The organism is Carnimonas nigrificans ATCC BAA-78 (genome assembly GCF_000526695.1).
GTDB classification, from domain to species: Bacteria; Pseudomonadota; Gammaproteobacteria; order Pseudomonadales; family Halomonadaceae; genus Carnimonas; species Carnimonas nigrificans.
Genome location: NZ_JAGO01000010.1, coordinates 216,782 through 238,962 on the forward strand (window position 1 = coordinate 216,782; position 22,181 = coordinate 238,962).

The following is a 22,181-nucleotide window of genomic DNA, read 5'->3' on the forward strand; positions in this document are numbered from 1 at the left end:
CCGTTAGTCAACGCACTGGGCGGGCTTGCCTACCATGCCAGTGGTATATCCCGACGAATATCACCACGCTAACGCCAGCACCGTATTACCGATAAGCATGCTATCGGTAGACAAAACCAGGGTGCTATCGTGTAGCTAATGTGCTCAGCGAGCGCACTTACGCTATGCCAAGCATCCATATGCCGCTTTCACGATGAGGAGATGTCATGAGCCATTCCCTGCCTGAGCAGATGCAAGTGATTGAATTCAACGGCGCGGGAGGCCCGGAGGTAATTGCCGTCGCCCAGCGCCCAGTGCCACAGCCCGCTGAAGGAGAGGTGCTGGTGCGGGTGGTCGGCGCGGGCATCAATCGCCCTGATGTGATGCAGCGCCAAGGCCACTATCCGCCGCCGGAAGGTGCATCCGATATTCCCGGGCTGGAAATTGCCGGAGAAGTGGTCGTCCTTGGCAGCGGTGTCGAGCGCTTCTCCGTGGGCGATCGGGTGTGCGGGCTGGTAGCTGGCGGTGGCTACGCCGAATACTGCTGTGTGAACGAGCACAATGCACTGCCCGCCCCCGCCCACCTCGATCTGGTACACGCAGCCGCCCTGCCCGAAACCTTTATGACGGTGTGGACCAACCTGTTTCAGGATGGAAAGCTCAGCGCCGCGGATCGCGTGCTGATTCACGGAGGCAGTTCAGGCATTGGTACGACCGCGATTCAACTGGCACGGGCTTTCAAGGCGCAGCAGATTATCGTGACCGTTGGTAGCAAGGAAAAGGCAGATGCCTGTCTTGAGCTGGGCGCCACGGACGCCATCAACTACCGCGAGCAGAACTTCGCCAAGGAAGTGAAGCGGTTAACCGATGGGCATGGCGTTGATCTGATTCTCGATATGGTGGGCGGCGATTACGTGACCCAAAACTACCGCGCCGCCGCTCAGTATGGCCGTATCGTGCAAATCGCCACGCAGCAGGGTAACTCCGACAATGTTGAAGTATTCCGCCTGATGTTGAAGCGCCTTACCCACACCGGCTCTACCCTGCGCTCGCGTACCGTTGAAGAGAAGGCGGTCATCGCCCGTGAATTGCATGAAAAAGTGTGGCCGCTGATTGATGAAGGCGAAGTTGGCCCGGTCATTGATACCATTTTTGACTTCAGCGACGCGCGCAAGGCTCACGAGCGCATGGATTCGAGCCAGCATATCGGCAAGATCGTGCTACGTGTCAGCCACGAGCCATAGCCTTCATGCACCCATAAACTACCTCCACAGAAAAGGGGCCAGACAAGGCCCCTTTTCGTTCTTCACGCCTGCGCTTTTACCGTGCTAAGCGTTGTTATGCAGCTTGAGTGTGATACCCAGCTTCGCGTACTGCTTCACTTCCCCATTGAGCTGATCGAGCAGCACCGGGTCCATGCGCCCCACATCGGTCAAGGTGACATCGAGCTGGTCGCCGCTATCGGCGCTGATGTGGAAGCTCGGCGCTGAATCCTGCCGGTCAATGTTATCGAGCACTGCCAGGCGCAGCACCACAATCAGGCGCTGCACATCCTTTTGCGAATAGAGCGAAAACGCCGGGAGCAGATCGGGCTTTATCTTTTTGCGACAGCAGCGCACCAGCGTCGCCAGAAGCAGTTGCTCTTCCTTGCCAAAGCCAGGCATATCGGCATTGGCAAGAATGTAGGCCGAATGGTGGTGCATGCTGCTTGAGTTGATCTGTAGCCCCACCTCGTGCAACCGAGCGGCCCACAGCAAGCGCCGGCACCAGTGCTTCGACAGCTTCCAGGGAGCTACCACCTTGTCAAACTGCTGCTGTGCTGCCCGCTCGACACGCCGCGCCTGATCAGGATCGACACTGTACCGCGCAGCCAGCCCATCGACGGTGCGCTGTCGCACATCCTGATGATCAATAACGCTGCCTGCCAGCTCGTATAGCACCCCTTCACGGAGCGCCGCATCGTGGGTATTTAGCGCATCAAGCCCCAGCGCCTCCATGATGCTCAGCATAATGGCGGTGCCAGCGGTAATGATCGCTTCACGCTCGGGGTCCATGCCGCTGATCGCAATCTTGTCGACCTTGCCCAGCGCCAGCAGCTCATCACGGCACCGATATAGCTGCTTCAAGGTGATGCGATCAGCAGGCTGATCGTCGCGCTGGCTGGCCCAGAGTGCCAGCGCCTTGGCGGTACCCGATGTTGCGTACACCGCATCGAAGCTGAATTTCTTCAGGTCGGCGATCACCGGCTTCAATTCGCTGCGCGCAGCGACACAGGCTTTTTCAAACGCCTTGGCCGTGATCTCGCCATTACTGAAAAAGCGTTCGGTGAAAGAGACGCTGCCCATACTGCGCGAGGTGAGAAAATCGGTAACGAACTGATGCCCGGAGATCATCTCGGTGCTGCCGCCGCCAATGTCGATCACCAGCCGCTGCTCGTTGGTGGGCGTGGTTTGCGCCACCCCTTGATAGATCAGGCGCGCTTCTTCACGCCCCGAAATCGTTTCAATGGCGAAAGGCAGAAATTCGGCTGCACGCGCAAGAAACGTGGCGCGATTGCTCGCTTCTCGCAGAGTATGAGTAGCCACCACCCTGACCTGTTCAGGCTGAAAGCCCGCCAGCCGCTGAGCGCACAAACGCAGCGCATCAAGCCCGCGCTGCATCGCTTCATCGCTAAGCTCATTTTCTTCGTTAAGCCCGCTGGCCAGATGCACCCGCTGCTTGAAGCGCAGCAGCGGTTGCAGGTGCTGGTCAATCACCCGCGCAGTAATCAGGTGAAAGCTGTTCGAGCCGAGATCGAGGGCGGCAAACGGCGCCTGAGCAGACTCGGGCTGAGGCGGTTCAGGGAGTACATCTTCACTCATGGAGTACCGCCGGCTTGTTTCAAGTAATCGTAAATCAACATCTGTGAGCGCACTTTTTTACGGTTGCCGCGAGGCTGGTAAAGATTCGACTGATGAGCGTCGATAATGCGCGCTTTGGTGTTATCTCGCCACTGTATTTCAAGAATATCCTTCACCTGCGCGGCAATTGCAGGCGCCTTGAGGGGCGCACTGACTTCAACGCGCTGGTCAAGGTTGCGCCCGTACCAGTCGGCCGACGAGATATAGGAGCGCGGCTGACCGCCATTATGGAAGCAGAACACCCGAGCGTGCTCAAGGAAGCGATCCACGATACTACGCACCTGAATGTTATCGCTGACGCCCTTGATGCCGGGGCGCAGACAGCACATGCCGCGCACAATGGCCCGCACCTTAACCCCCGCCTGCGATGCGCGTTCCAGAGCGTGGATCAGTTCCTCATCGACCAGATTGTTGATCTTGAGGAAAATTTCTGCCTTTTTACCCCGTTCAGCCGCTTCGATTTCCCCCTCGATCAGCGCCATCAAGCGTGGTCGGGTGGTGACCGGCGAGACCAGCAGATGCGTGAACTCGGGCACCCTATAGGGCTTCTCAAGATAAAGGAACACGCGCTCAACGTCGGCAGTAATCTCGTCATCGGCGGTAAACAGACTGAAATCGGTATAGATACGCGCGGTTTTTTCATTGAAGTTGCCGGTGCCAATATGGCAGTAGCGCTTGATGCCTTCTTCTTCCTTGCGGGTAATCAAGATCAGCTTGGCGTGTACCTTCAGCCCTTGAATACCGAAGATGACCCGTACCCCTTCCTGGGTAAGGAACTTGGCCCACTCGATATTGGCCTCTTCATCAAAGCGCGCCTGTAGCTCCACCATCACGGTCACTTTTTTACCGTTACGCGCCGCATCCACCAGCGACTCGATGATCTGCGAATCACTGGCAACGCGATAGAGACAAATATTGATCGAACGCACCGCAGGATCGTAAGCCGCCTGTCGCACCAGTTCGGTTAGCTGCTCGAAACGGTGATAGGGGTAATAAAGCAGAATATCTTCGGAAGCAATGGCCGTGAAAACATTGCGATGCGCCTTGAATACCGGATGGTTCAAGGGCGCTACGGTAGGATGCTGATAGGATTTACGCCCCAGATTGGGAAAGCTGACAAGATCACGGGTATTCCGATAACGTCCGCCCGCCACCAGCGAATCGTTGGGCGACATCTGGGTATTCTCCACCAGAAAATCGAGCATTTCCTGCGGCATATCACCGTCGTAGACCAGACGTACGGCTTCGGCCTGCTCACGCTGACGAATACCCTCTTCCATCAGTTCGAGCACGCTATGTTCAATATCGTGGGACAGGCGGTATTCGGCATCACGAGTCAGTTTGAATTCATAAGCACGCACCGAATCAAACGGAATAATGCCTTCGAACAGCTCTTCAAGGCAGAGCGTGATCACACTGTCGAGCAGCACAATACGCTTGTTGCGCTTCTCATATTTGAACGGCAGCTTGATAAAGCGCGGCAGACGATCACGGGGCAGCTCTACCGCGGCATAACTGGCGCGTCCGTCATGCTTGATTTCAACGAAGAAATAGGTGGAATCCTCATTGACGAGATCGGTAATCGAGGTGGATTTACCAATCAGCAGCGGCACCAGATAGCGCTTGATATCGGAATGGAAGAAGCGCTTCAGCCACTCTTTCTCCTTGTTGGTCAGCTGCTCCTCTTCAACCAGCATCATGTGCTTGCTGGCAAGCTCCCGACACACGTCAACACTAATCGTATCGAAGAGTTTCTGTAGATCCGCCACCTTCTGCTGAATATCAGCAAACAGCGCCTCGGCAGCGCGCCGCTCATCCTTATTGCGCGCAGCAGCCACCTGACGCCGCACTTCCGCCACGCGAACACTGAAAAATTCATCGGCGTTATTGGAAAAAATACCTAAAAAATGCATTCGCTCGATGATCGGCACCCGACTGTCTGCCGCCTCTTGCAGAACTCGCTCGTTAAACGCAAGCCAACTCAATTCCTTCGGGTATAACGACATTTCCACCGCCCTGTATTAACCATTTTCTTTTTTTAATTTAGAACACTAATGTGACAGTCAGGTAAATGACCCTGACAGGATATATTAGATAGTTTCCAGCGCCCGGCAATTGGACTGTTGAAGCAGCTATACGGTACTCGCTCGCGTGATAAGCTGGAACCATCTTTAGCCACTCTCCCTTTCAACCACTCTCCACGAACGAGGATTCCATGGCGTTCAGTAAAGCGCAGTTAGACGAAGTTGCTGTCATTCTTGAGCAGGCGGGGCGGGCCATCGTGATGCCCTCCTTCGGCAAGCTGTCAGCGGCGGAGATTCGCGCCAAAACCAGCGCTATCGACCTGGTCACCGATGCCGATGAAGCAGCCGAGCGTTTTATCAGTGATGCGCTGCTCACTACCTTCGATAACGCTATTGTGATTGGCGAAGAGGCGGTAGCGCAGGGGCAGACATCTCTCGATACGCTGATGCACGCGGAGCTGGCATTTGTGATCGACCCCATTGATGGCACGCGCAACTACGCCTCCGCGACGCCGCTCTTTGGCATCATGGTGGCGGTGGTCGAGCGCGGAGAAGTGGCAGCGGGCATTATCTACGACCCGGTAACCGAGCGGCGCTATTGTGCAGTGAAAGGCCAGGGGGCCTGGGCGCAGTGGTCTGATGGCAGCAGTCATTCTTTACAGGTCGCCCAGCCGGTGGCGCTGGAGAAAATGGAGATGCTGATCTCGACCGGGCATCTCGATGAGCCGCTCAAGAGTCAGGTGAATGCACGTTTGGGCTGTTTTAGTGCGGTTTCGATGCTGCTGTGTGCGGCCCATGAGTACCGGCTATTGGCTGAAGGCTACCGTCACGGCTCTTTCTATCGCAAGCTCATGCCGTGGGATCACGCCGCTGGTTGGCTGATTCATCAGGAAGCAGGCGGCTACTCGGCCCATTTCGACGGCACACCGTACCGGCTCGATAACCTTGCAGGCGGATTAATCTGCGCTCCCGACAAGGCCAGTTGGGAAGCACTGCACAGGGCATTGATAACGCCGTGATCACACGCTGCCTGTCGCTGGTGGGGCTACTGACACTGCCGCTTGTCGGCATGGCAGAGCCTATTGATCTGAGCGTGCCGGGGCCTGACTTCGAGGCCGAGGCACACAAATATGGCAGTCGCTCGGAAACCACTCCCCCGCTTAGCGACACTAATCCCTATCTGATCTCGCAGCCGCCGAAACAGCGCGGTGTCGATGTTCATGGCGGCCTTGAGGCGGGCTACATGACCGGCAGTCACGGCGCTTCCGGCCACTATACTGCGGGCCATGTTCATCTTGACCGCGGCAACACGCGCGTCACCCTTGGGTTCAGCGAATCGAAGCTGAATGGCGGTAATTGGGGAAGGTAGGGAATTAAACGTGGCGGCAGCGGAGCACGCAGCAGCCATGGGGGAGCAGCAAGCGCCTGCTTGTGGAAGGAAAATCCGCGGTAGCGCACGACAGACACCTTCGCCGAGCGCTACTGCTTCAGAAGGAAGAACGGCTGGCGGCCTAGAGCGCCAGAAAATGCTCGCGGTAGTAACGCAGCTCTTCGATGGATTCACGAATATCATCAAGCGCCTGATGCGTCGTGCGCTTCTCAAAGCCCTTGAGAATGGAAGGCTTCCAGCGCTTCGCCAGCTCTTTCAGCGTTGATACATCAAGGTTGCGATAGTGAAAGAAGTCGGCCAGTTGAGGCATTTCACTCTGCATGAAACGGCGATCCTGATGCACGCTATTGCCGCATAGCGGTGAGGTTCCCGGCGCCATGTGCTGACGCAGAAACTCAATGGTCAGACGCTCGGCTTCAGCGGTATCGACACTGCTGCTGCGCACCCGCTCAATCAGCCCCGACTCCCCATGGGTACGGGTATTCCACTCATCCATCGCATCCAGCAAATGATCATCCTGATGCACCGCGATAACCGGTCCTTCTGCAATCAGGTTCAGATTGCCATCGGTGACAATGGTCGCCACTTCGATAATGCGATTCACGCTGGGATCGAGACCGGTCATTTCCAAATCAATCCAGCCTAGACGGTCATCAGCCGGGTTGATTCCCTCTGCTGCTTGCGACATTGACACTTCTCCACCAAATCAGGATAACCGCACAAGAGTAAACCTGTAGAATGACAGGTCAAGCAAGCCATCATATTAGCCAGGGGACGCATGAGCGGACGCAAACTTACCCGCCAGCAGCAGCGACGCATTGATCGTATTCAGGCCGAACGCAATCGGCGCGCCGCCAGTCAGGAAGCGCGCGAACAGCAGAAGCTGGAGTCAGGGGAATTTGGCCCTGAGCAGCGTGGCCGTGTCATTGCGCACTTCGGAAAAAGTCTCGACGTAGAGAGCGAGCGCGGCAGCGTGCATCGCTGCCATTTACGTGCCAACCTCGAATCACTGGTCAGCGGGGATAACGTGAGCTGGCGTGAAGGCGATGACGGCAGCGGTGTGGTGGTGGCTCGCCTGCCGCGTACCTCAACGCTGGAGCGCCCAACCTTTCAGGGGGTGCTCAAGCCAGTAGCCGCCAACCTTGATCGAATCATGATCGTCTTCGCGGTGGAGCCTGCTCCCCACGCCAATCTGATTGATCGCTATCTGGTGGCCGCTGAAGAGACCGGCATTCAGCCAGCGCTGGTGCTTAATAAGGTCGATCTGCTGAATGATCAGCGCGCGCCAACGCTGGCGCTGCTGGAGCGCTATCAAGGGCTTGGCTATGACGTGATTGAAGCGTCTATTTCAGCCCCTGGGGGGCTTGCCGCGCTGCGCGACTTCCTCAAGGGCCATATCGCTGTTTTTGTCGGGCAATCGGGGGTGGGCAAATCATCACTGATTCAGGCGCTGCTGCCCAACGAGGCGCTGCGCGTCGGTGAGCTTTCCAGCGAGACCCGCAAAGGGATGCACACCACCACCACCGCCCGCCTCTACCACTTCCCCGATGGCGGCGATCTGATCGACTCCCCCGGCATTCGCGAATTCGGGCTGGGGCATCTTGATGAAGAGGCCATCGCCGACGGTTTTATCGAGTTCCGCCCCTTCCTTGGCCGCTGCCGCTTTCGCAACTGCCGCCACGTTAACGAACCCGGCTGCGCACTGCTGGCCGCCGTCGATAGTAATGAGATCAGCACGGAACGCTTCGCCAGCTTCCGCCGTATTGTCGCCGACCCGGAGCGCTAGCAATCACAGCGCTCTTTAATCCGACCAGAAGCTTCTATCCCCTCGCCGTGGTCAGGCGGTAGCGCCACCGTCCGCGCCAGTAAAGCGTGACCACGGCAAGCGGCTCAATGTCGATGCGCCCCACAGCCGCTGTCTCAATGTCCAATGCGTGCGCAATCGCTGCACGCATCACGCTGGCGTGCGTAACCGCGGTTATTTTTCGCGCGTCATCACGCATCGCCTCCAACCACCGCCCTACCCGCAGCCGCTGCTGCTGCAACGACTCACCGCCGTGAGGGGCGGCTTCCGGTGCAGCCAACCACTCCGCCAACGCTTGCTGCGGCAGTTGCTTGAGCGCCATGCCGCGCCACTGCCCCATGTGGCACTCTGCCAGCGCTGGCTCACTGCACCAGACTCCTTGCGGCCACAGCGTTCGGGCCGCGTCACTGGCGCGCAGCTCCGGTGCCACCAACAGCTTCTCGTCAGCGTCCATAATGATAGGCGCAAGCGCTGGCTCGCCGTTTTCCGCAGGTGCATCAGGCAGCGCAAACAGCCCTTGCCGATCAGCCTTGATGGAGGGGCGGCATATCAGTCGTATTCGACACTCGTTCAATGTTCTGCCTTCTTCTCTGGCTATCCACCCTGCCAAGGACAGGAAAACGTGCTTCAATCTCGGCAAGCGTCGGGTTAACCCGTTATGATAGAGCCTTCAATCAGCATGAAGGCTGACTGAAAACGACGCTGTTCGTATGCAGAAACCGGCGCAATTCCGGTGCGGTCGCGCCACTGTAACCCCACGCGAATGCGATATCGCCGCTCGCCCAGGGAAGCCAGACCTCTACGAACACCGCCCCCACTTAACCGGAACGCGTTATTCCAGGACATCTCATGACAGCTCTACACACTTCTTCCAGTGACACACTAGCAGCCCCCATTCCCTTGAGCGAACTTATTCCCTGGGCCATTTTTGGCGGTTTGCTGCTGTTGCTTGCCATCTATTTTGTCGGCGCAGAACAGGGCGCTACCGCTCTCTTCAAAGGCGTGTACATTCATGAATTCGTACACGATGGACGCCATTTGCTTGGCTTCCCTTGCCATTGAGGAGCTGTAATGACCGCACAATTACTGCTTCGCGGCATGCTGATCGGGCTGCTGGCGAGCATACTCGCCTTCGCCTTCGCCTGGTGGGCAGGCGAGCCCAACGTCAGCGCAGCAATTGCCCTCGAAGAAGCCTCCAGCCATGGGCACCAGCACGGTCCTTCAGTGGAGCCTGACGAAGAGCCCGTCAGTCGAGAGGTGCAAAGCACGATAGGGCTCTTTACCGGTATCGCCGTCTACTCTACCGCGCTGGGGGGAATTTTCGCGCTGGCATACGCCTTTGCCCAGGGCCGTACCGGGCGGCTGCAAGGACGCACTCTCGCACTGATAGTGGCGCTGTGCGGCTTTGTTGCGCTGGTATTGGTGCCCTGGCTGAAATATCCGGCCAATCCGCCCGCGGTCGGCAGCCCTGACACCATCGGGCAGCGCACGGCGCTTTACTTTGGCATGCTGCTCATATCGGTGGTGGCGATGATTGCCGCCTGTCTGTTGACGCATCAGCGTCGCCAGCACCACGATGTCTGGTCGAGTGCCTTGAGCGGTGCTGCCCTGTACGCCGTTATCGTGGTACTGGCCTGGATACTCCTGCCAGGGGTAGACGAGGTGCCGCAAGGTTTCCCCGCCGATATTCTGTTTAATTTCCGCCTGACCAGCCTGGGGATTAACGCCATTGTATGGGCCTGTCTGGGGCTGGGCTTCGGGTACTGGATCGAGCAGCAGCGGCGCAGTTCGCAAACACTGGCGTGAACGTATAACGCCAGGGCAACCATTCTCCCGCAGCGATGTGGGAGAATGGAGCCTGCCGAGTGATACCCTGCGCAGCAGGCCCACCCCCTTTCCCTCTTCCCATAACGAGATCACTATGCCGATTATTACCATTCAACAGTTTCCGCGCAGCACTGAACAGAAGCGCGAACTGGCGCAGCGCATCACTGATGCCCTGGTCGAGACCTATCAGGTAGCGCCGGAGTCAGTGCAGGTGTTCTTTCAGGAGAGCAGCAGCGATAACTGGGCCAAGGGCGGTGTGCTGGGCGTTGATCGGCAGCCCAAAGGCTAACTCTTGCTGAAACTGAAGCTGCAACTGAAGGGAGCACGGTTGGAGCCCGGAAGGCTGCGCTACTATGCTGCACTCAGCCTTTCTTCTCTTATTGGCGAGTGGCATGGCGGCAAGGGTGCGGCCACTGACGCAACGCGACATAAGGGGAGTTGAGTCACCCCCTGTTAAGGCAGACAATACCAGCGGCTGTACGTCCTACAGCAAACGAACAACTGTGACGTTGGGCAGACAATTCACTACTCCATCAGATAACCGAATTCTCGCTAGCGGCTGGGCCGTAATGCGACCCGTGAGGGGCATGTTAGTACCTAAACCTGTTCTGGAAGGGCATCTCAATGCAAGCACTCAGATGGTATGACACGAAAGACATTCGATTGGATGAGGTTGAAACACCCAGCGTTGCGCCAGGCCGCGTCAAGATCAAAATCAAATGGTGCGGTATTTGCGGCACCGATCTGCACGAATATCTGGCTGGCCCCATTTTTATTCCGGTAGGTACTCCCCACCCGCTCACCGGCGATAAAGCGCCTGTAATTCTCGGCCACGAATTCTCCGGTGAAATCGTTGAAGTAGGCGATGGTGTCAGCGATTACGCGGTGGGTGATCGTGTTACCGTCGAGCCGATCATCAATGATCCCAACTCCAAAGCGAGCCGCCAGGGGCTATACAACCTGTGCGACAAAATGGGCTTTTACGGTCTGGCAGGAATGGGCGGCGGCTTTTCCGAGTATGCCTCCGTGCCCGCTTCCATGCTGCACCGACTCCCTGACAGCGTTAGCTACCAGCAGGGTGCACTGACTGAACCTGCATCGGTCGCGGTACATGCAGTGCGCCAGAGCCGCTTCAAGGTGGGCGATAAAGCGGCGGTGTTCGGCGCAGGCCCGATCGGGCTGCTGGTCATAGAAGCGCTCAAGGCAGCCGGTGCGAAAGATATCTATGCGGTAGAACTGTCGCCACAGCGCCGCGAGCGCGCTGCTGCGCTGGGGGCACAGGCGATTGACCCCGCGCAGGTCGATGCCGTTGAAGAGATTATCGCCCGCACCGACGGCGGCGTGGATGTCGCCTATGAAGTGACTGGTGTGCCCAAGGTACTTGAGCAGAGCATTGACTGCGTGCGTATTCAGGGCGAAACCATGATCGTCAGCGTATGGGAAGGCGACGCGCCGATATTGCCCAACAAGGTGCTGATGAAAGAGAGCCATATCACCGGCATTATTGGCTACCGCAACGTCTTCCCCGCCACCCTCGCTCTGATGGAGCAGGGTTACTTCAAGGTCGAGGATTTCGTCACCAAGCACATCTCGCTCTCCGATGTGATCGACGAAGGCTTCCAAACGCTGCTGAAAGAGAAGGATCAGGTAAAAATTCTGGTCTCTCCCGAGCAATAACCGCTCCCGACGCTCCTTGCCTATCATCACCGGTGAGGAGTGTCGCATGGCGCGCCCTTTCGCTTCACAGGGCGATGCTTGTCCCCCTACGCAAACAGGCGCGGCCAATAGCCTGCGCCTGTTTCGCTTCCCACTTTCAGCAAAAGCAAAGCGATGCGTCTCCTACTGCTGATAGCGCCCGCTTGCCCTGTTACCGCTTGATGGTTCGCTTGATAGCTACGCGCTGATTGTCACCACCACCGCTTGCCACGGCTGAAGCTGGATGACTTGAGCGTCCTGCTGCGGCGACTGTTCATCAGGATAATTGCTGAGCGATACGCTCACCACTGACGCACCAGACGGCAGCGCGGCTTCCTGCTCTTCTTCCGTAAAGTTGATCGCGACCATATAGCGCTGATCCCCCAGAGCGCGCGTATAGCTGTAAACGTTAGGGTCCTGGGGCGCGAGGTCATGATAATCACCATATATCAACGCAGGCGTTGCACGACGCAGCGCTATCAACTGGCGATAGAAGTGATAGACAGAGTGAGGGTTGTCCTGCTGATGTTCGGCGTTGATGTCGCGATAGTTGGGATTGACCGCAAACCAGGGTGTATCCGCCGTGGTAAAGCCCGCCTGAGGTTCAGCGCTCCACTGCATGGGCGTGCGCGCATTGTCGCGTGAGGTTTGCGCGTAGCTCTCCAGAAACTCTTCAGCACTGACCTGCCCCGACACGACTTCTTCCTGCCAGGCACGCTTCACTTCGATATCCTGATAGTCGTCGATGCGCTCAAGCGGGAAGTTGGTCATGCCCAGCTCATCGCCCTGATAGACATAGGGGGTGCCTTTCAGCGTGAACATCATGGTCGCCAGCGCCTTGGCCGATAGCTCGCGCCATTCAGCGCTGTCATTGCCGAAATGGGAGACCGCACGCGGATTATCGTGGTTGGTCAAGAAGGTGGTGCCCCAGCCCCCTTCACCGTAATCGGCCTCGTAGATATTCCGATTGATCTCTTTAAGCTCAGGCAGTGTCCACTCGGTTTTACGCCAGCCATCACGGTCAAGACGCACCAGATCGAAATGGAAGATCATGTTCAGTTCGTTGCGATCTCGCCCTACCAGCGCCGGTGTCTCCGCATAGGTAATGCCAAAGGCTTCGCCCACTGTCATCACATCGTACTTCGACAGCACTTCACGGTTCATTTCCTGCAAGTAGTCGTGCAGATGCGGCCCGTTCGCGTAGGCATATTCAGGAGCGTGAAGCTGCTCAGGCGTCAGCTCAGGCATGTCCGGCTGCTTGGAAATCAGCGGGATAACATCCATGCGGAAACCGGCCACGCCCTTGTCGAGCCAGAACTTCATCAGGCTATAGACCTCCTCGCGCACGCTGGGGTTTTCCCAGTTGAGGTCGGGCTGCTTGGCGGCGAAGTAGTGCAGATAATATTGGCCGGTACGGTCGTCCTTGCTCCAGGCACTGCCGCTGAAAAACGAGGCGTAGTTATTGGGCGGGCCACCGTCGCTATTGCCATCGCGCCAGATGTAAAAATCGCGATAGGGGTTATCCTTTGACTGGCGGCTCTGCTCAAACCATTCATGCTCATCGCTGGAATGATTGACCACCAGATCAATCACCAGACGCATATCGCGCTGCTTCATTTCACTGAGCAACTGATCGAAGTCGGCCATGCTGCCGAACTCCTTCAGTACCTTGCGATAATCACGGATATCGTAGCCGTTATCCACGTTGGGCGAATCAAAGTGCGGACTCAGCCAGATCACGTTGATACCGAGCGTACTCAGGTAATCCAGCTTCTCGATAATGCCGGGAATATCACCCAGGCCGTCGCCGTTGCTATCCTTGAACGAGCGCGGATAGATCTGATAAACGGTCGCTTCTTTCCACCAGGTGGGATGCTCGGGTGATGCGGTGCTCATATGGTTCGTCCCTGCGATTGCTGATAACACATGCTTGATGGTTGCCATCGCCTTCAACAAAGCGACATGACGAATAAAGGTAGTGTTTTAGGGAGCGCTTGATAAGGTGGTGAGACCTCCTCTTTGGTCTAAGAGCCTGTTCAACGGCTGCTGCGCACCGGCTCCACTGCTTACCGAATCGCTGCGTTAACGCATCATGGTTTCATATATCAGCGTGCACTTTTTTTACCGGCCAGCATCAGTTTTACCGGCCCGCACCAGAGCTATCTCACGCCTCAATCGGTGTCCCAACCACGGAGCCTTTCGCCCCATGAACGTGTCATTGCATGGCATAACGCATCTGACCACTACATTTTTGCTGTTTGCACTTACCGCCGTGCTGGAAATTGTCGGCTGTTACTTGCCGTGGCTGTGGTTACGCCAGGGGGCCAGCAGTTGGCTGCTGTTACCGGCGGCGGCGTGTCTTGCGCTTTTTGCCTGGCTTCTCACTCAGCACCCTGATGCCGCAGGCCGCACCTATGCCACCTATGGGGGCATCTATGTCGTGGTGGCACTGCTGTGGCTGTGGTGGATCGAGGGCATCAAGCCCAGCGTTTGGGATATCACCGGTGCAGTCGTTATATTGATCGGCGCAGCGATCATCGCGCTTGCCCCTCGTTCATAGCCGGCTCCCCCTTCTAACCGATGCCTCTTCATACAAAGACAAGCGCCAATCCGATACACTGAGCGTTATTCGCGCCCCGAGAGTGGGTGCACCATGCCTTAATTATCGCGTTCCGCGCTTTCTAACCAGAGCCGTTCTTGTGTCCAGCAGTGTTTCTTCCCTGACCCCCTCTTCGCGCGTAGCGCCTCGTGATGTAGCCGCCGTAGCCGCTGGCGCAGCGGTCGAATTTTTCGATTTCAGCGTTTACGCCACTTTCTCGGTCATGATCGGCCACGCCTTCTTTCCCTCGGAAAGTGCCGTTGCCAGCTTGCTGCTGTCGCTATCGGTCTTCGGGCTGGGGTTTCTGGTGCGTCCGCTGGGTGCGCTGCTGATCGGCAGCTACGCCGACAAGGCGGGCCGCAAACCGGCGATGCTGCTGACCATGGTGCTGATGGCGATAGGTACTGGCGGGCTGGTGGTGCTGCCCGATTACGCCACTCTTGGCATTGCCGCGCCCATTCTGCTGGTCGTGGTAAGAATGATTCAGGGGCTGGCGTGGGGAGGAGAAGCAGGCCCTGCCACCACCTTTATCATGGAAGCCGCACCGCCCCATCGTCGCGGGCTATTCACCAGTTGGCAGATTGTCGCCCAGGGAGCGGCTGGCATTAGCGCAGGCGCCATCGGCTACCTGCTGAGCGTGGTGCTGAGCGATGAACAGCTTGCCAGTTGGGGCTGGCGCATTCCGTTCGCTTGCGGACTGCTGATTTTGCCGATTTCGATCTATCTGCGCCGCCATCTGCGTGACACCCTTGTGCCCCACGACGAGAGTACTGAAACCTCGCAGCGCGCCTTGATCAAAGAGGTGTTCAGCCAGCATTCACGCTGGATTGTAGTAGGTATCCTGATTATTTCAGGCAGCACCATCTCACAATATTTCCTCAACTACATGGCAACCTACGCGCTGCACGATCTGCACTACCCGACCCGCGTTGCCATGCTCGCTCCGGTGCTGATTGGCATTGGCGTGATGGTCTTTTCGCTACTGGGCGGATGGATGGCTGACCGTTATGGTCGCGTGCTCACCATTGTGGTGCCGCGCCTGCTGCTGACCCTGGCCCTGTGGCCTGGGCTTGTGCTAATCAACCGTGTGCACAGCGAAGTGCTGTTCTTCTGCATTGTGGCGCTATTTACCGCGCTGCAATGTATCAGCGGTGCCGGCCTGCTGGTGGCCGTGTGCGAAGTATTCCCAAAACAGGTGCGGTCAACCGGCTTCTCACTGGTATATGCGCTGGGCATTACCCTGTTCGGCGGCAGCGCTCAGCTGATCTTCTCATGGCTCAGCGATATTACCGGCGACCCGGTAAGCCCCGCCTGGTATCTGATTGCCACTAATATTCTCTGTATGCTCGCCGCCCTGACGCTAGGAAAAAAAGAGGCGCGCCGCTAATCGACGCGCCTGCTGAAAGCGAGCGGGAGAATGACTTCCCCGCATCGCAATAATGCACTTGGCGAGCTACAGCCCGAAGCCTACCGGCCCCAGCCCCACGCCTACTCCGCTTCCCCAGCCGTGGCGGCTACCGTATCCGACAGAAGGGTACACCCGCACACGGCGCGCATTGTTGTAGTACGAACGGCGCTCAGGGTACTGACGGCTCTCGAATACCGGACTATTGACGGCATCTTCGGTAATCGCCTTTTCGCGCGCACGCTGCTCAGGTGTTTCGCTGGCGGTGGGTGGATTGGCCCCCTGACCGGTGTAGGCAGGGCCGGCACAGCCAGCAAGCAGCAGCACAGCCACTAGCGGGCTAACCTTGATAAGCTGCATGACTTCCTCCTTGCGACTCGCGCGCAGGCATTCACCCTGCACGCCATTGCTCGCATGATAACAAACCTGCCCCTCCTCCTCAGCGGCCCCCTTAGTCGATAAACAGCAGCAACAAAGAGAGCAGCGCCAGAATCCACATGGTCAGGCGAATTTCGCTCGCCTTGCCCACCGCCAGCTTGCACACCACAAAGGCCAGGAAGCCGAAGATAACGCCATGGGTAATCGAGTAGGTGATCGGAATCAGCATCATCGCGATAAAGGCAGGAATGGCTTCATCATAGCGATCCCACTCGATGGCGCGAATCGGTGAGAGCATAAAGACGCCCACCATGATCAGCGCAGGTGCCGTGGCAATGGCAGGTACCAGCGCCAGCAGCGGCGACAGAAACAGGAACGGCACAAACAGCACGGCACAGGTCACTGCCACCAGGCCGGTACGACCGCCCTGGCTGATGCCCGCGGCGGATTCGACGAAGGCGTTGGCGGGGCTGGTGCCCAGAAATCCAGAGATCAGTGACGAAGTAGCGTCGATCACCATGGAGCGCCTGATATTGCGCGGATCGCCGTTTTCATCAAGCAGATTGGCCGCCTGCGACAGCCCCATAAAGGTAGAGAGCGCGTCGAAGAAGGCGGTAAACAGCAGAATAAAGATAAACGGCCAGTAGATATGTTGCAGCGCCCCGACAATATCCACGCGGAACAGACCGCGTAAATCGGGCAGCGCAAAAATACCGTCGAAGTTGACCAGCGTATGCAGGCCGGGCGCGTAGGCAGAACCATCGCCCCACCAGCGTCCAATCGGCGTTGCCATCACGGTGGTCGCCACAATGCCAAGGATCAAGGCTCCCGGCACTCGCCGCGCAACCAGCGCCGCCGTTACCGCCAGCCCCAGCAGGAAGGTAACGACCGGCGCTGTCAGATCGCTCATTCCCAATACAGTAGCCGGATTACTGACCAGAAAGCGGGCATTGACCAGACCGACCACGGTAATGAACAGCCCGATACCGCAGGCAACCGCGTGACGCAGCGACGCAGGAATGGCGTCGATCACATATTGACGCACGTTCAGCACGGCCAGCACCACAAACAGCACCCCCGCCCAGAACACACAGCCCAGCGCGATCGGCAGCGGTACATTGCCGCCCACCACCATGGTGTAGGTGAACAGCGCGTTGATCCCCATACCCGGCGCCAGTAACACGGGGCTGCGCCCGTAAAGACCCATCGCCAAGCTACCGAAGGCACTGATCAGCACCGTCGCGGTCAGCCCTTGAGAGAAAGGAATATGGGCGCTGCTCAGGATGGTGGGGTTCACCACAATGATATACATGGCCGCCAGGAAGGTACTGACTCCCGCCACAATCTCGCGGCGCGGGGTACTGCCTTCCCGGGATATTCCGAACAGTCGGTCCAGCACGGGCTGTCTCCTTCGACACGCGCACAAGGCGGTGCCCTTTACTTTATTGGTAAGCGGCTTTGATGACGTGACTGCAAGGTGGGATAGAGCGAAGGCACGTCGCTGAAAGGTGCGCATTATAGTCATTTTTCCCGCACTACCGACAGTCCAGCGCACGACAGCCATTGTATCGCGCACGCTGGGCCGCTAGTCTCAAGGCATTATTGACCACATTGCCCGATTGACACTCGCTTGCGGAGCCTCTGATGTCGAACTCACCACTGCTGCCATTGATTGCGGAACCTTCCCGGCTGAATGACGTGCTGGGCCATTCGGATCTGCTGATTATCGACGTACCGCTCAAACAGGAGAGCTACAGCGAAGGCCATGTGCCGGGGGCGATCTATCTTGATCACACCCGACTGTTGCGCGGTAGCGGCGCGGTGCCCAACGATGTACCCAGCGAACAGCAGCTATCGGCACTCTTCTCGTCACTGGGGCTAACGCCCAATACCCATGTGGTGGCCTATGATGATGAAGGCGGTGGCTGGGCCGGACGCCTGCTCTGGACGCTTGAGCTGCTGGGCCACCGCCACTACTCCTACCTGAATGGCGGCATTCATGCCTGGCGCGCCGAAAAGCACCCGATCGAAACCACACCGAACCGTGCCACGCCAAGCGACTACCGCGCCAGTATCGAGCATCCCGAGGTCGCCGTTGATCGCGAAACCCTGCTTCAGCGGCTGGATGACGTGGTGGTGTGGGATGCGCGTTCCGCCGATGAATATAACGGCCTGAAGGGCAACAACCAGCGGCTGGGGCATATTCCCGGCGCAATCCATCTTGATTGGGAAGAACTCAAGGATCAGCAGCAGCATCTGCGCCTGAAACAAAATGCCGAGCTACTCACACTGCTGGAAGAGCGCGGTCTTACTTCCGAAGGAGAGATTGTCACCCACTGCCAGAGCCACCATCGCAGCGGCCTGACCTGGCTGGCCGGACGCGCGCTCGGATTGAACATTCATGCCTACCCCGGTTCGTGGAAGGAGTGGGGCAACCGCGACGACACTCCTATCGAATAGACTCGCGCATCACTGGAAGCCGCATCGAATAGCGCGGGTATCATTGAGGGCGTGTGCTGTACCGACCGAGGCAACGCCTTCTCTTTGGCTCTCGCTCTTGAGAAATCCGCTGGTCAGCAACTCGGGGCGCAGCGGCTGGCCGATGCTCTTCCGACTCTTCTTGCGAGCCGGCAGTGGAGCTTGCCACGGTGGACAGTTACACTGGCGCTGGCTGATCTCCAGCGAGAAGAGCGCCCGCCCACGTTGCTTATAAAGCAGCGTACGCGCTGATGTTCTTATTGGGCACGCGCTCATAGGCGGCTCTCTCCTGGCAGCACGCTCTTTGGCGGCTTGATGGCAGCGAAGGCGGAAGTACCCGTTACCCTGTCAGCCATCCCGGGCAGTGACCCTGCCTTTCTTTAACGCTCCCTTCGTGATTCGACGCTATGTCCAACTCTTTGCGCGACCGCTTGTTTATTGCACTTCAGCACTCGCTACCGCAGGCGCTGCTTTCCCAACTAGCGGGCAAACTGGCGGATGCGCGCACGCCATGGCTGAAATCGCTGCTGATCCAGCAATTTGCGCGTCACTACCGCATTGATATGAGCGATGCTGTCGAACCCAGGCTCGATGCGTATCCAAGTTTCAACGAGTTCTTCACCCGTGCCCTTGCTCCTCACGCAAGGCCGCTGGGCGAGCATCTGGTCTCCCCTGCCGATGGTGAAATCTCGCAATTGGGCGCAATAACCGCGGGTCAACTGCTGCAGGCCAAGGGCCGCCACTACAGCATCGACGCGCTGCTCGGCGGTAGCGGCCAGTGGAGCGCCCCCTTCCAGCAGGGGCAGTTCGCTACAGTTTATCTATCGCCGCGAGATTATCACCGCGTGCATATGCCGTGCGCTGGCACGTTGAAGCGCACCGTCTATATTCCCGGCCAGCTCTTTTCGGTCAACCAGACCACCGCCGCCAACGTGGACCAGCTATTTGCACGCAACGAGCGACTGGTGTGCCATTTCGATACAGAATCCGGCCCCATGGCGCTGGTGCTGGTGGGGGCGATGATCGTCGCCGGTATCGAAACCGTCTGGGCCGGTCAGGTGGAACCACACGCGACACGTATTCAACGCCACGATTTCAGCGCTGGTATTCGTCTTGAAAAGGGTCAGGAGATGGGGCGCTTTCGCCTGGGTTCCACGGTGATCACATGCTTCGGCCAGGGCGTAGCGCCGCTTGCAGGTCTCAGTGCAGGCGACGCCATTCGCCAGGGCAACACGCTGTTTACGCCCGACGCGCCTGGCCCTGTGGTGCCCGCCTAGCATTGATCCCGTGTGAAGAGAAATGCCCGCGCGCCCTAGCGGTCAGGCAGCGACGCCTTGTTCAGTAGCTGCGGCATATGGCTGTCACCCTGTACCCGAGTCCGACTGGTCGGCAGATACTCAGGATAGTGCGTCGCGACCCACGAAATCATCGCCTCACGCACGAAGCAGCAGGTATTCCACCAGTTATCCAGCCCATCGGCAGAGACCAGAATACGCAGCTGCATGGCGTGCTCATTCATGTCGCACACTTGCAGCGCACGTTCACGACCGTTGTAGTCGGGCGCCCGCTCCAGCACGCGGGCAAACTCTTCACGCAGTTCATCCAGCGGCAGGCGGTAATCGAACCAGAGGAAAATGGCACCGATCAGATTGGTATCGGTGCGCGACCAGTTGGAGATCGGGTTCTCAATGAAGTAGGTCAGCGGAATCACCTGACGCCGATCATCCCAGCTACGCACCACAATGTAGGTGGTGGTGATCTGCTCGACATAGCCTGGCTCGCCGTTGATTTCGAGCAAATCATCAATGCTGATCGGCTGGGTCATGGCGATCTGTAACCCGGCAATCACGTTGGAGAGCACTGGACGCGCTGCAAAACCGACCGCCAGGCCCGCCAGCCCCGCGGAAGCCATCATACTCGCACCAAACTGCCTGACGGCGGGAAACAGCATCAGCATACCGGCCAGTCCAAACAGCGTCACAATTACCATGGCCGTGCGGCTCAGTACGCGAATCTGGGTCAGCATGCGGCGCGAGCGCTGCGAGCGATCCCCCACCTTGTCGAAGCCGATGGTATAGATGGACTCGATGCCGCTGATAATCCCCACCAGCAGCCAGGTGGCGGCACCGATCATCGCGCACACCAGCAGGCGTTGCAGAGGAACCATCCATGAGAGGCCATCCAGCAGCGGCGCTGAATTGACCATCACCGCGAAACAGAACAGCGGCACCAGCCAGCGCATCGGCGCTGCGATATGCTCCTTGAGCGAGTTAAGGCGCGGTTTGCCCTTTGCCAGCCGGCTGAAGAGCAGACTGGCGATCAGCGAAAGAAGCAGCGACACCACCATGGCCACCACCGCATAGACGGCCAGTCTGGTCAGCGGTGACTCATTCCATAGCGCAAGCATATCGAATTCCATCAGACACTCCTTTTTACGGATGTTCATGTAGATGGTCTTCGCTCAGGAGATTCCGGTAACGCTCCACCTGAGCGTTATTTGTTGTTCTTGCCTTGCGGTTCAGGTCCGGGAGTATTCAAGCCGACGATAAGTCAGCATGTACGAAAAATGCCCTGGTTACGATAGGGAAAAGCGCTGTACTGCGTCAAATGGTCGGGAGAGCACGGCGCGCCAGGACTATCGGGCAGCGCGACGATCGCGCTATCATGGCGCGGAAAATCGGCCATATGCGCCCGTGTTTACTACCTGATGCTCGCTCATCACAGGGAATAGCCTTGACCTCCAAGCCACGCTCCAAAAGCACCGCCAAACGCAAACCGGCGTCTTCCTCACGCGCCAAAAAACCGGCACCGGCCGCGCCGCGCTCCCGCTATAAAGGACTCGCCATCGTATTCATTCTGGTCGCTGCCGCCACCGCCTATCTGAACAGCGGCTCAGGCAGCCATGGCTGGCAGCAAGGGCTGGAGAACATGCTGGGCTATCTGCCGCGCTATGTCATTGCGGCCCTGATCGCAGCGGCAGGGGGCTATCTGGCAAGTCTGATCGGCGGCAAGGGGCGCGCTGACAAGACCTTCTCCATCAGCGCCGTGATTATATTTTTGCTGGTGGCGGCGCTGCTGGTATTTAAAAACGGTTGGGTCAACGATCAGCTCAACGGTGGTCACAATGGGCTGTCGCGCTGGCTGGGCGGTTCATCGTCGAGCACTACACATGAGAGCACCCCGAGTAAACCTGCACCGCAAGCCAAACCGAATGCCGGCTCCGAGCGCCCTACTGCCTCTAAACCCACGCCGCCTGCCTCCCATAACGTGGACTTGGGCGGCTGGGCACAGCAGGTCAACAAGCGCCTGCCCAGCAAGGTGGATCAGTATACGCAGCTATCAAAAGTCATTTATGCGCCCAAAGCCAATAAGGTCAGCGTTAATTACGATGTTGATAACTTCGATTCCCTTGGCGTCGATGAAAATGACTTTGTGGCAAAAATGGCCGTCAATATGAAGAAGGAGTACTGCCAGGGCGCTTTCTTCAAATCCGCGCGTCAGCAGGGAGCCAGTGTCGAAGCCAATTATCGCTACCATTATGGCGGCATTATTGGTTCGCCGATCACGGTCAAGCCCAGCGAGTGCCGCTGATAGCCACGCTCCAAATAGTGTCTGCCATGACTGAAAAACGCGCCGCCCTGATTACTCAAGGCGGCGCGTCTTGTTGATTGTGCTGCGAGTAGTAAGCTCGATATAGCGATA

General features: G+C 57.9%; 21 protein-coding genes. 13 read left to right on the forward strand and 8 right to left on the reverse strand.

Going from position 1 to position 22,181, the window contains the following annotated elements; genetic code table 11:
- Positions 1-206: 206 nt before the first annotated feature.
- Positions 207-1,223, forward strand: a complete 1,017-nt coding sequence (locus L881_RS0102210) for an NAD(P)H-quinone oxidoreductase (protein WP_034578188.1) — start codon at positions 207-209, stop codon at positions 1,221-1,223.
- A gap of 84 nt (positions 1,224-1,307) precedes the next feature.
- Here L881_RS0102210 and L881_RS0102215 read toward each other — a convergent pair whose 3' ends face one another.
- The gene (locus L881_RS0102215) at positions 1,308-2,840 is read right to left on the reverse strand and encodes a Ppx/GppA phosphatase family protein (protein WP_025732096.1); all 1,533 of its coding nucleotides are present in this window, start codon (positions 2,838-2,840) and stop codon (positions 1,308-1,310) included.
- A complete protein-coding gene (gene ppk1 / locus L881_RS0102220) occupies positions 2,837-4,885 on the reverse strand; it encodes a polyphosphate kinase 1 (protein WP_025732097.1) in 2,049 nt (682 codons plus the stop codon). The genes L881_RS0102215 and ppk1 overlap by 4 nt, the downstream gene beginning before the upstream one ends.
- Before the next feature lie 209 nt (positions 4,886-5,094).
- Between ppk1 and L881_RS0102225 the strand changes: the two genes are divergently transcribed.
- The gene (locus L881_RS0102225) at positions 5,095-5,922 is read left to right on the forward strand and encodes an inositol monophosphatase family protein (RefSeq protein WP_025732098.1); all 828 of its coding nucleotides are present in this window, start codon (positions 5,095-5,097) and stop codon (positions 5,920-5,922) included.
- Positions 5,919-6,272, forward strand: coding sequence for a hypothetical protein (locus tag L881_RS0102230; RefSeq protein WP_025732099.1), 354 nt, complete (start codon positions 5,919-5,921; stop codon positions 6,270-6,272). The genes L881_RS0102225 and L881_RS0102230 overlap by 4 nt, the downstream gene beginning before the upstream one ends.
- 142 nt (positions 6,273-6,414) lie before the next feature.
- Here the strand turns inward: L881_RS0102230 and orn are convergent, their stop codons facing one another.
- Entirely contained in the window at positions 6,415-6,981 is a 567-nt protein-coding gene (gene orn, locus L881_RS0102235; protein ID WP_025732100.1) for an oligoribonuclease, read from the reverse strand.
- Between the two features lie 90 nt (positions 6,982-7,071).
- Between orn and rsgA the strand changes: the two genes are divergently transcribed.
- On the forward strand, positions 7,072-8,079 hold the full coding sequence (gene rsgA / locus L881_RS0102240; protein ID WP_025732101.1) for a small ribosomal subunit biogenesis GTPase RsgA: 1,008 nt from the start codon (positions 7,072-7,074) through the stop codon (positions 8,077-8,079).
- Between the two features lie 34 nt (positions 8,080-8,113).
- Here rsgA and L881_RS0102245 read toward each other — a convergent pair whose 3' ends face one another.
- Positions 8,114-8,671, reverse strand: a complete 558-nt coding sequence (locus L881_RS0102245) for a histidine phosphatase family protein (RefSeq protein WP_025732102.1) — start codon at positions 8,669-8,671, stop codon at positions 8,114-8,116.
- A 275-nt stretch (positions 8,672-8,946) separates the two neighbouring features.
- Here L881_RS0102245 and L881_RS13515 point away from each other — a divergent pair, with 275 nt between their 5' ends.
- The 4 genes from L881_RS13515 (at position 8,947) to L881_RS0102265 (ending at position 11,601) form a co-directional block, all read left to right on the forward strand.
- Positions 8,947-9,159, forward strand: a complete 213-nt coding sequence (locus L881_RS13515) for a CbtB domain-containing protein (protein ID WP_084055366.1) — start codon at positions 8,947-8,949, stop codon at positions 9,157-9,159.
- Between the two features lie 9 nt (positions 9,160-9,168).
- The gene (locus tag L881_RS0102255) at positions 9,169-9,903 is read left to right on the forward strand and encodes a CbtA family protein (RefSeq protein ID WP_025732103.1); all 735 of its coding nucleotides are present in this window, start codon (positions 9,169-9,171) and stop codon (positions 9,901-9,903) included.
- A 115-nt stretch (positions 9,904-10,018) separates the two neighbouring features.
- Positions 10,019-10,213, forward strand: a complete 195-nt coding sequence (locus tag L881_RS0102260; RefSeq protein ID WP_025732104.1) for a tautomerase family protein — start codon at positions 10,019-10,021, stop codon at positions 10,211-10,213.
- A gap of 335 nt (positions 10,214-10,548) precedes the next feature.
- A complete protein-coding gene (locus L881_RS0102265; protein ID WP_025732105.1) occupies positions 10,549-11,601 on the forward strand; it encodes a 2,3-butanediol dehydrogenase in 1,053 nt (350 codons plus the stop codon).
- Positions 11,602-11,817: 216 nt separating this feature from the next.
- Here the strand turns inward: L881_RS0102265 and L881_RS0102270 are convergent, their stop codons facing one another.
- Positions 11,818-13,515, reverse strand: coding sequence for a glycoside hydrolase family 13 protein (locus L881_RS0102270; protein WP_025732106.1), 1,698 nt, complete (start codon positions 13,513-13,515; stop codon positions 11,818-11,820).
- Between the two features lie 310 nt (positions 13,516-13,825).
- On the opposite strand from L881_RS0102270, the gene L881_RS0102275 reads away from it, so the two are divergent.
- Positions 13,826-14,179 carry a YnfA family protein gene (locus L881_RS0102275; RefSeq protein ID WP_051464763.1) on the forward strand — a complete coding sequence of 118 codons (354 nt, stop codon included), beginning with the start codon at positions 13,826-13,828 and terminating at the stop codon, positions 14,177-14,179.
- A gap of 139 nt (positions 14,180-14,318) precedes the next feature.
- Entirely contained in the window at positions 14,319-15,605 is a 1,287-nt protein-coding gene (locus L881_RS0102280) for an MFS transporter (protein WP_025732108.1), read from the forward strand.
- 66 nt (positions 15,606-15,671) lie between these two features.
- Here the strand turns inward: L881_RS0102280 and L881_RS0102285 are convergent, their stop codons facing one another.
- On the reverse strand, positions 15,672-15,983 hold the full coding sequence (locus L881_RS0102285) for a hypothetical protein (RefSeq protein WP_025732109.1): 312 nt from the start codon (positions 15,981-15,983) through the stop codon (positions 15,672-15,674).
- A gap of 91 nt (positions 15,984-16,074) precedes the next feature.
- A complete protein-coding gene (locus L881_RS0102290) occupies positions 16,075-17,400 on the reverse strand; it encodes an NCS2 family permease (RefSeq protein WP_025732110.1) in 1,326 nt (441 codons plus the stop codon).
- A gap of 245 nt (positions 17,401-17,645) precedes the next feature.
- Between L881_RS0102290 and L881_RS0102295 the strand changes: the two genes are divergently transcribed.
- Both L881_RS0102295 and asd read left to right on the forward strand, forming a co-directional pair.
- The gene (locus L881_RS0102295) at positions 17,646-18,461 is read left to right on the forward strand and encodes a sulfurtransferase (protein WP_034578192.1); all 816 of its coding nucleotides are present in this window, start codon (positions 17,646-17,648) and stop codon (positions 18,459-18,461) included.
- Positions 18,462-18,886: 425 nt separating this feature from the next.
- A complete protein-coding gene (asd, locus tag L881_RS0102305; protein ID WP_156926475.1) occupies positions 18,887-19,756 on the forward strand; it encodes an archaetidylserine decarboxylase in 870 nt (289 codons plus the stop codon).
- A gap of 35 nt (positions 19,757-19,791) precedes the next feature.
- On the opposite strand, the gene L881_RS0102310 is transcribed toward asd, so the two are convergent.
- On the reverse strand, positions 19,792-20,925 hold the full coding sequence (locus L881_RS0102310) for a mechanosensitive ion channel family protein (protein ID WP_084055369.1): 1,134 nt from the start codon (positions 20,923-20,925) through the stop codon (positions 19,792-19,794).
- 287 nt (positions 20,926-21,212) lie between these two features.
- Here L881_RS0102310 and L881_RS0102315 point away from each other — a divergent pair, with 287 nt between their 5' ends.
- On the forward strand, positions 21,213-22,070 hold the full coding sequence (locus L881_RS0102315) for a hypothetical protein (RefSeq protein ID WP_025732115.1): 858 nt from the start codon (positions 21,213-21,215) through the stop codon (positions 22,068-22,070).
- The last annotated feature ends 111 nt before the right edge of the window (positions 22,071-22,181 follow it).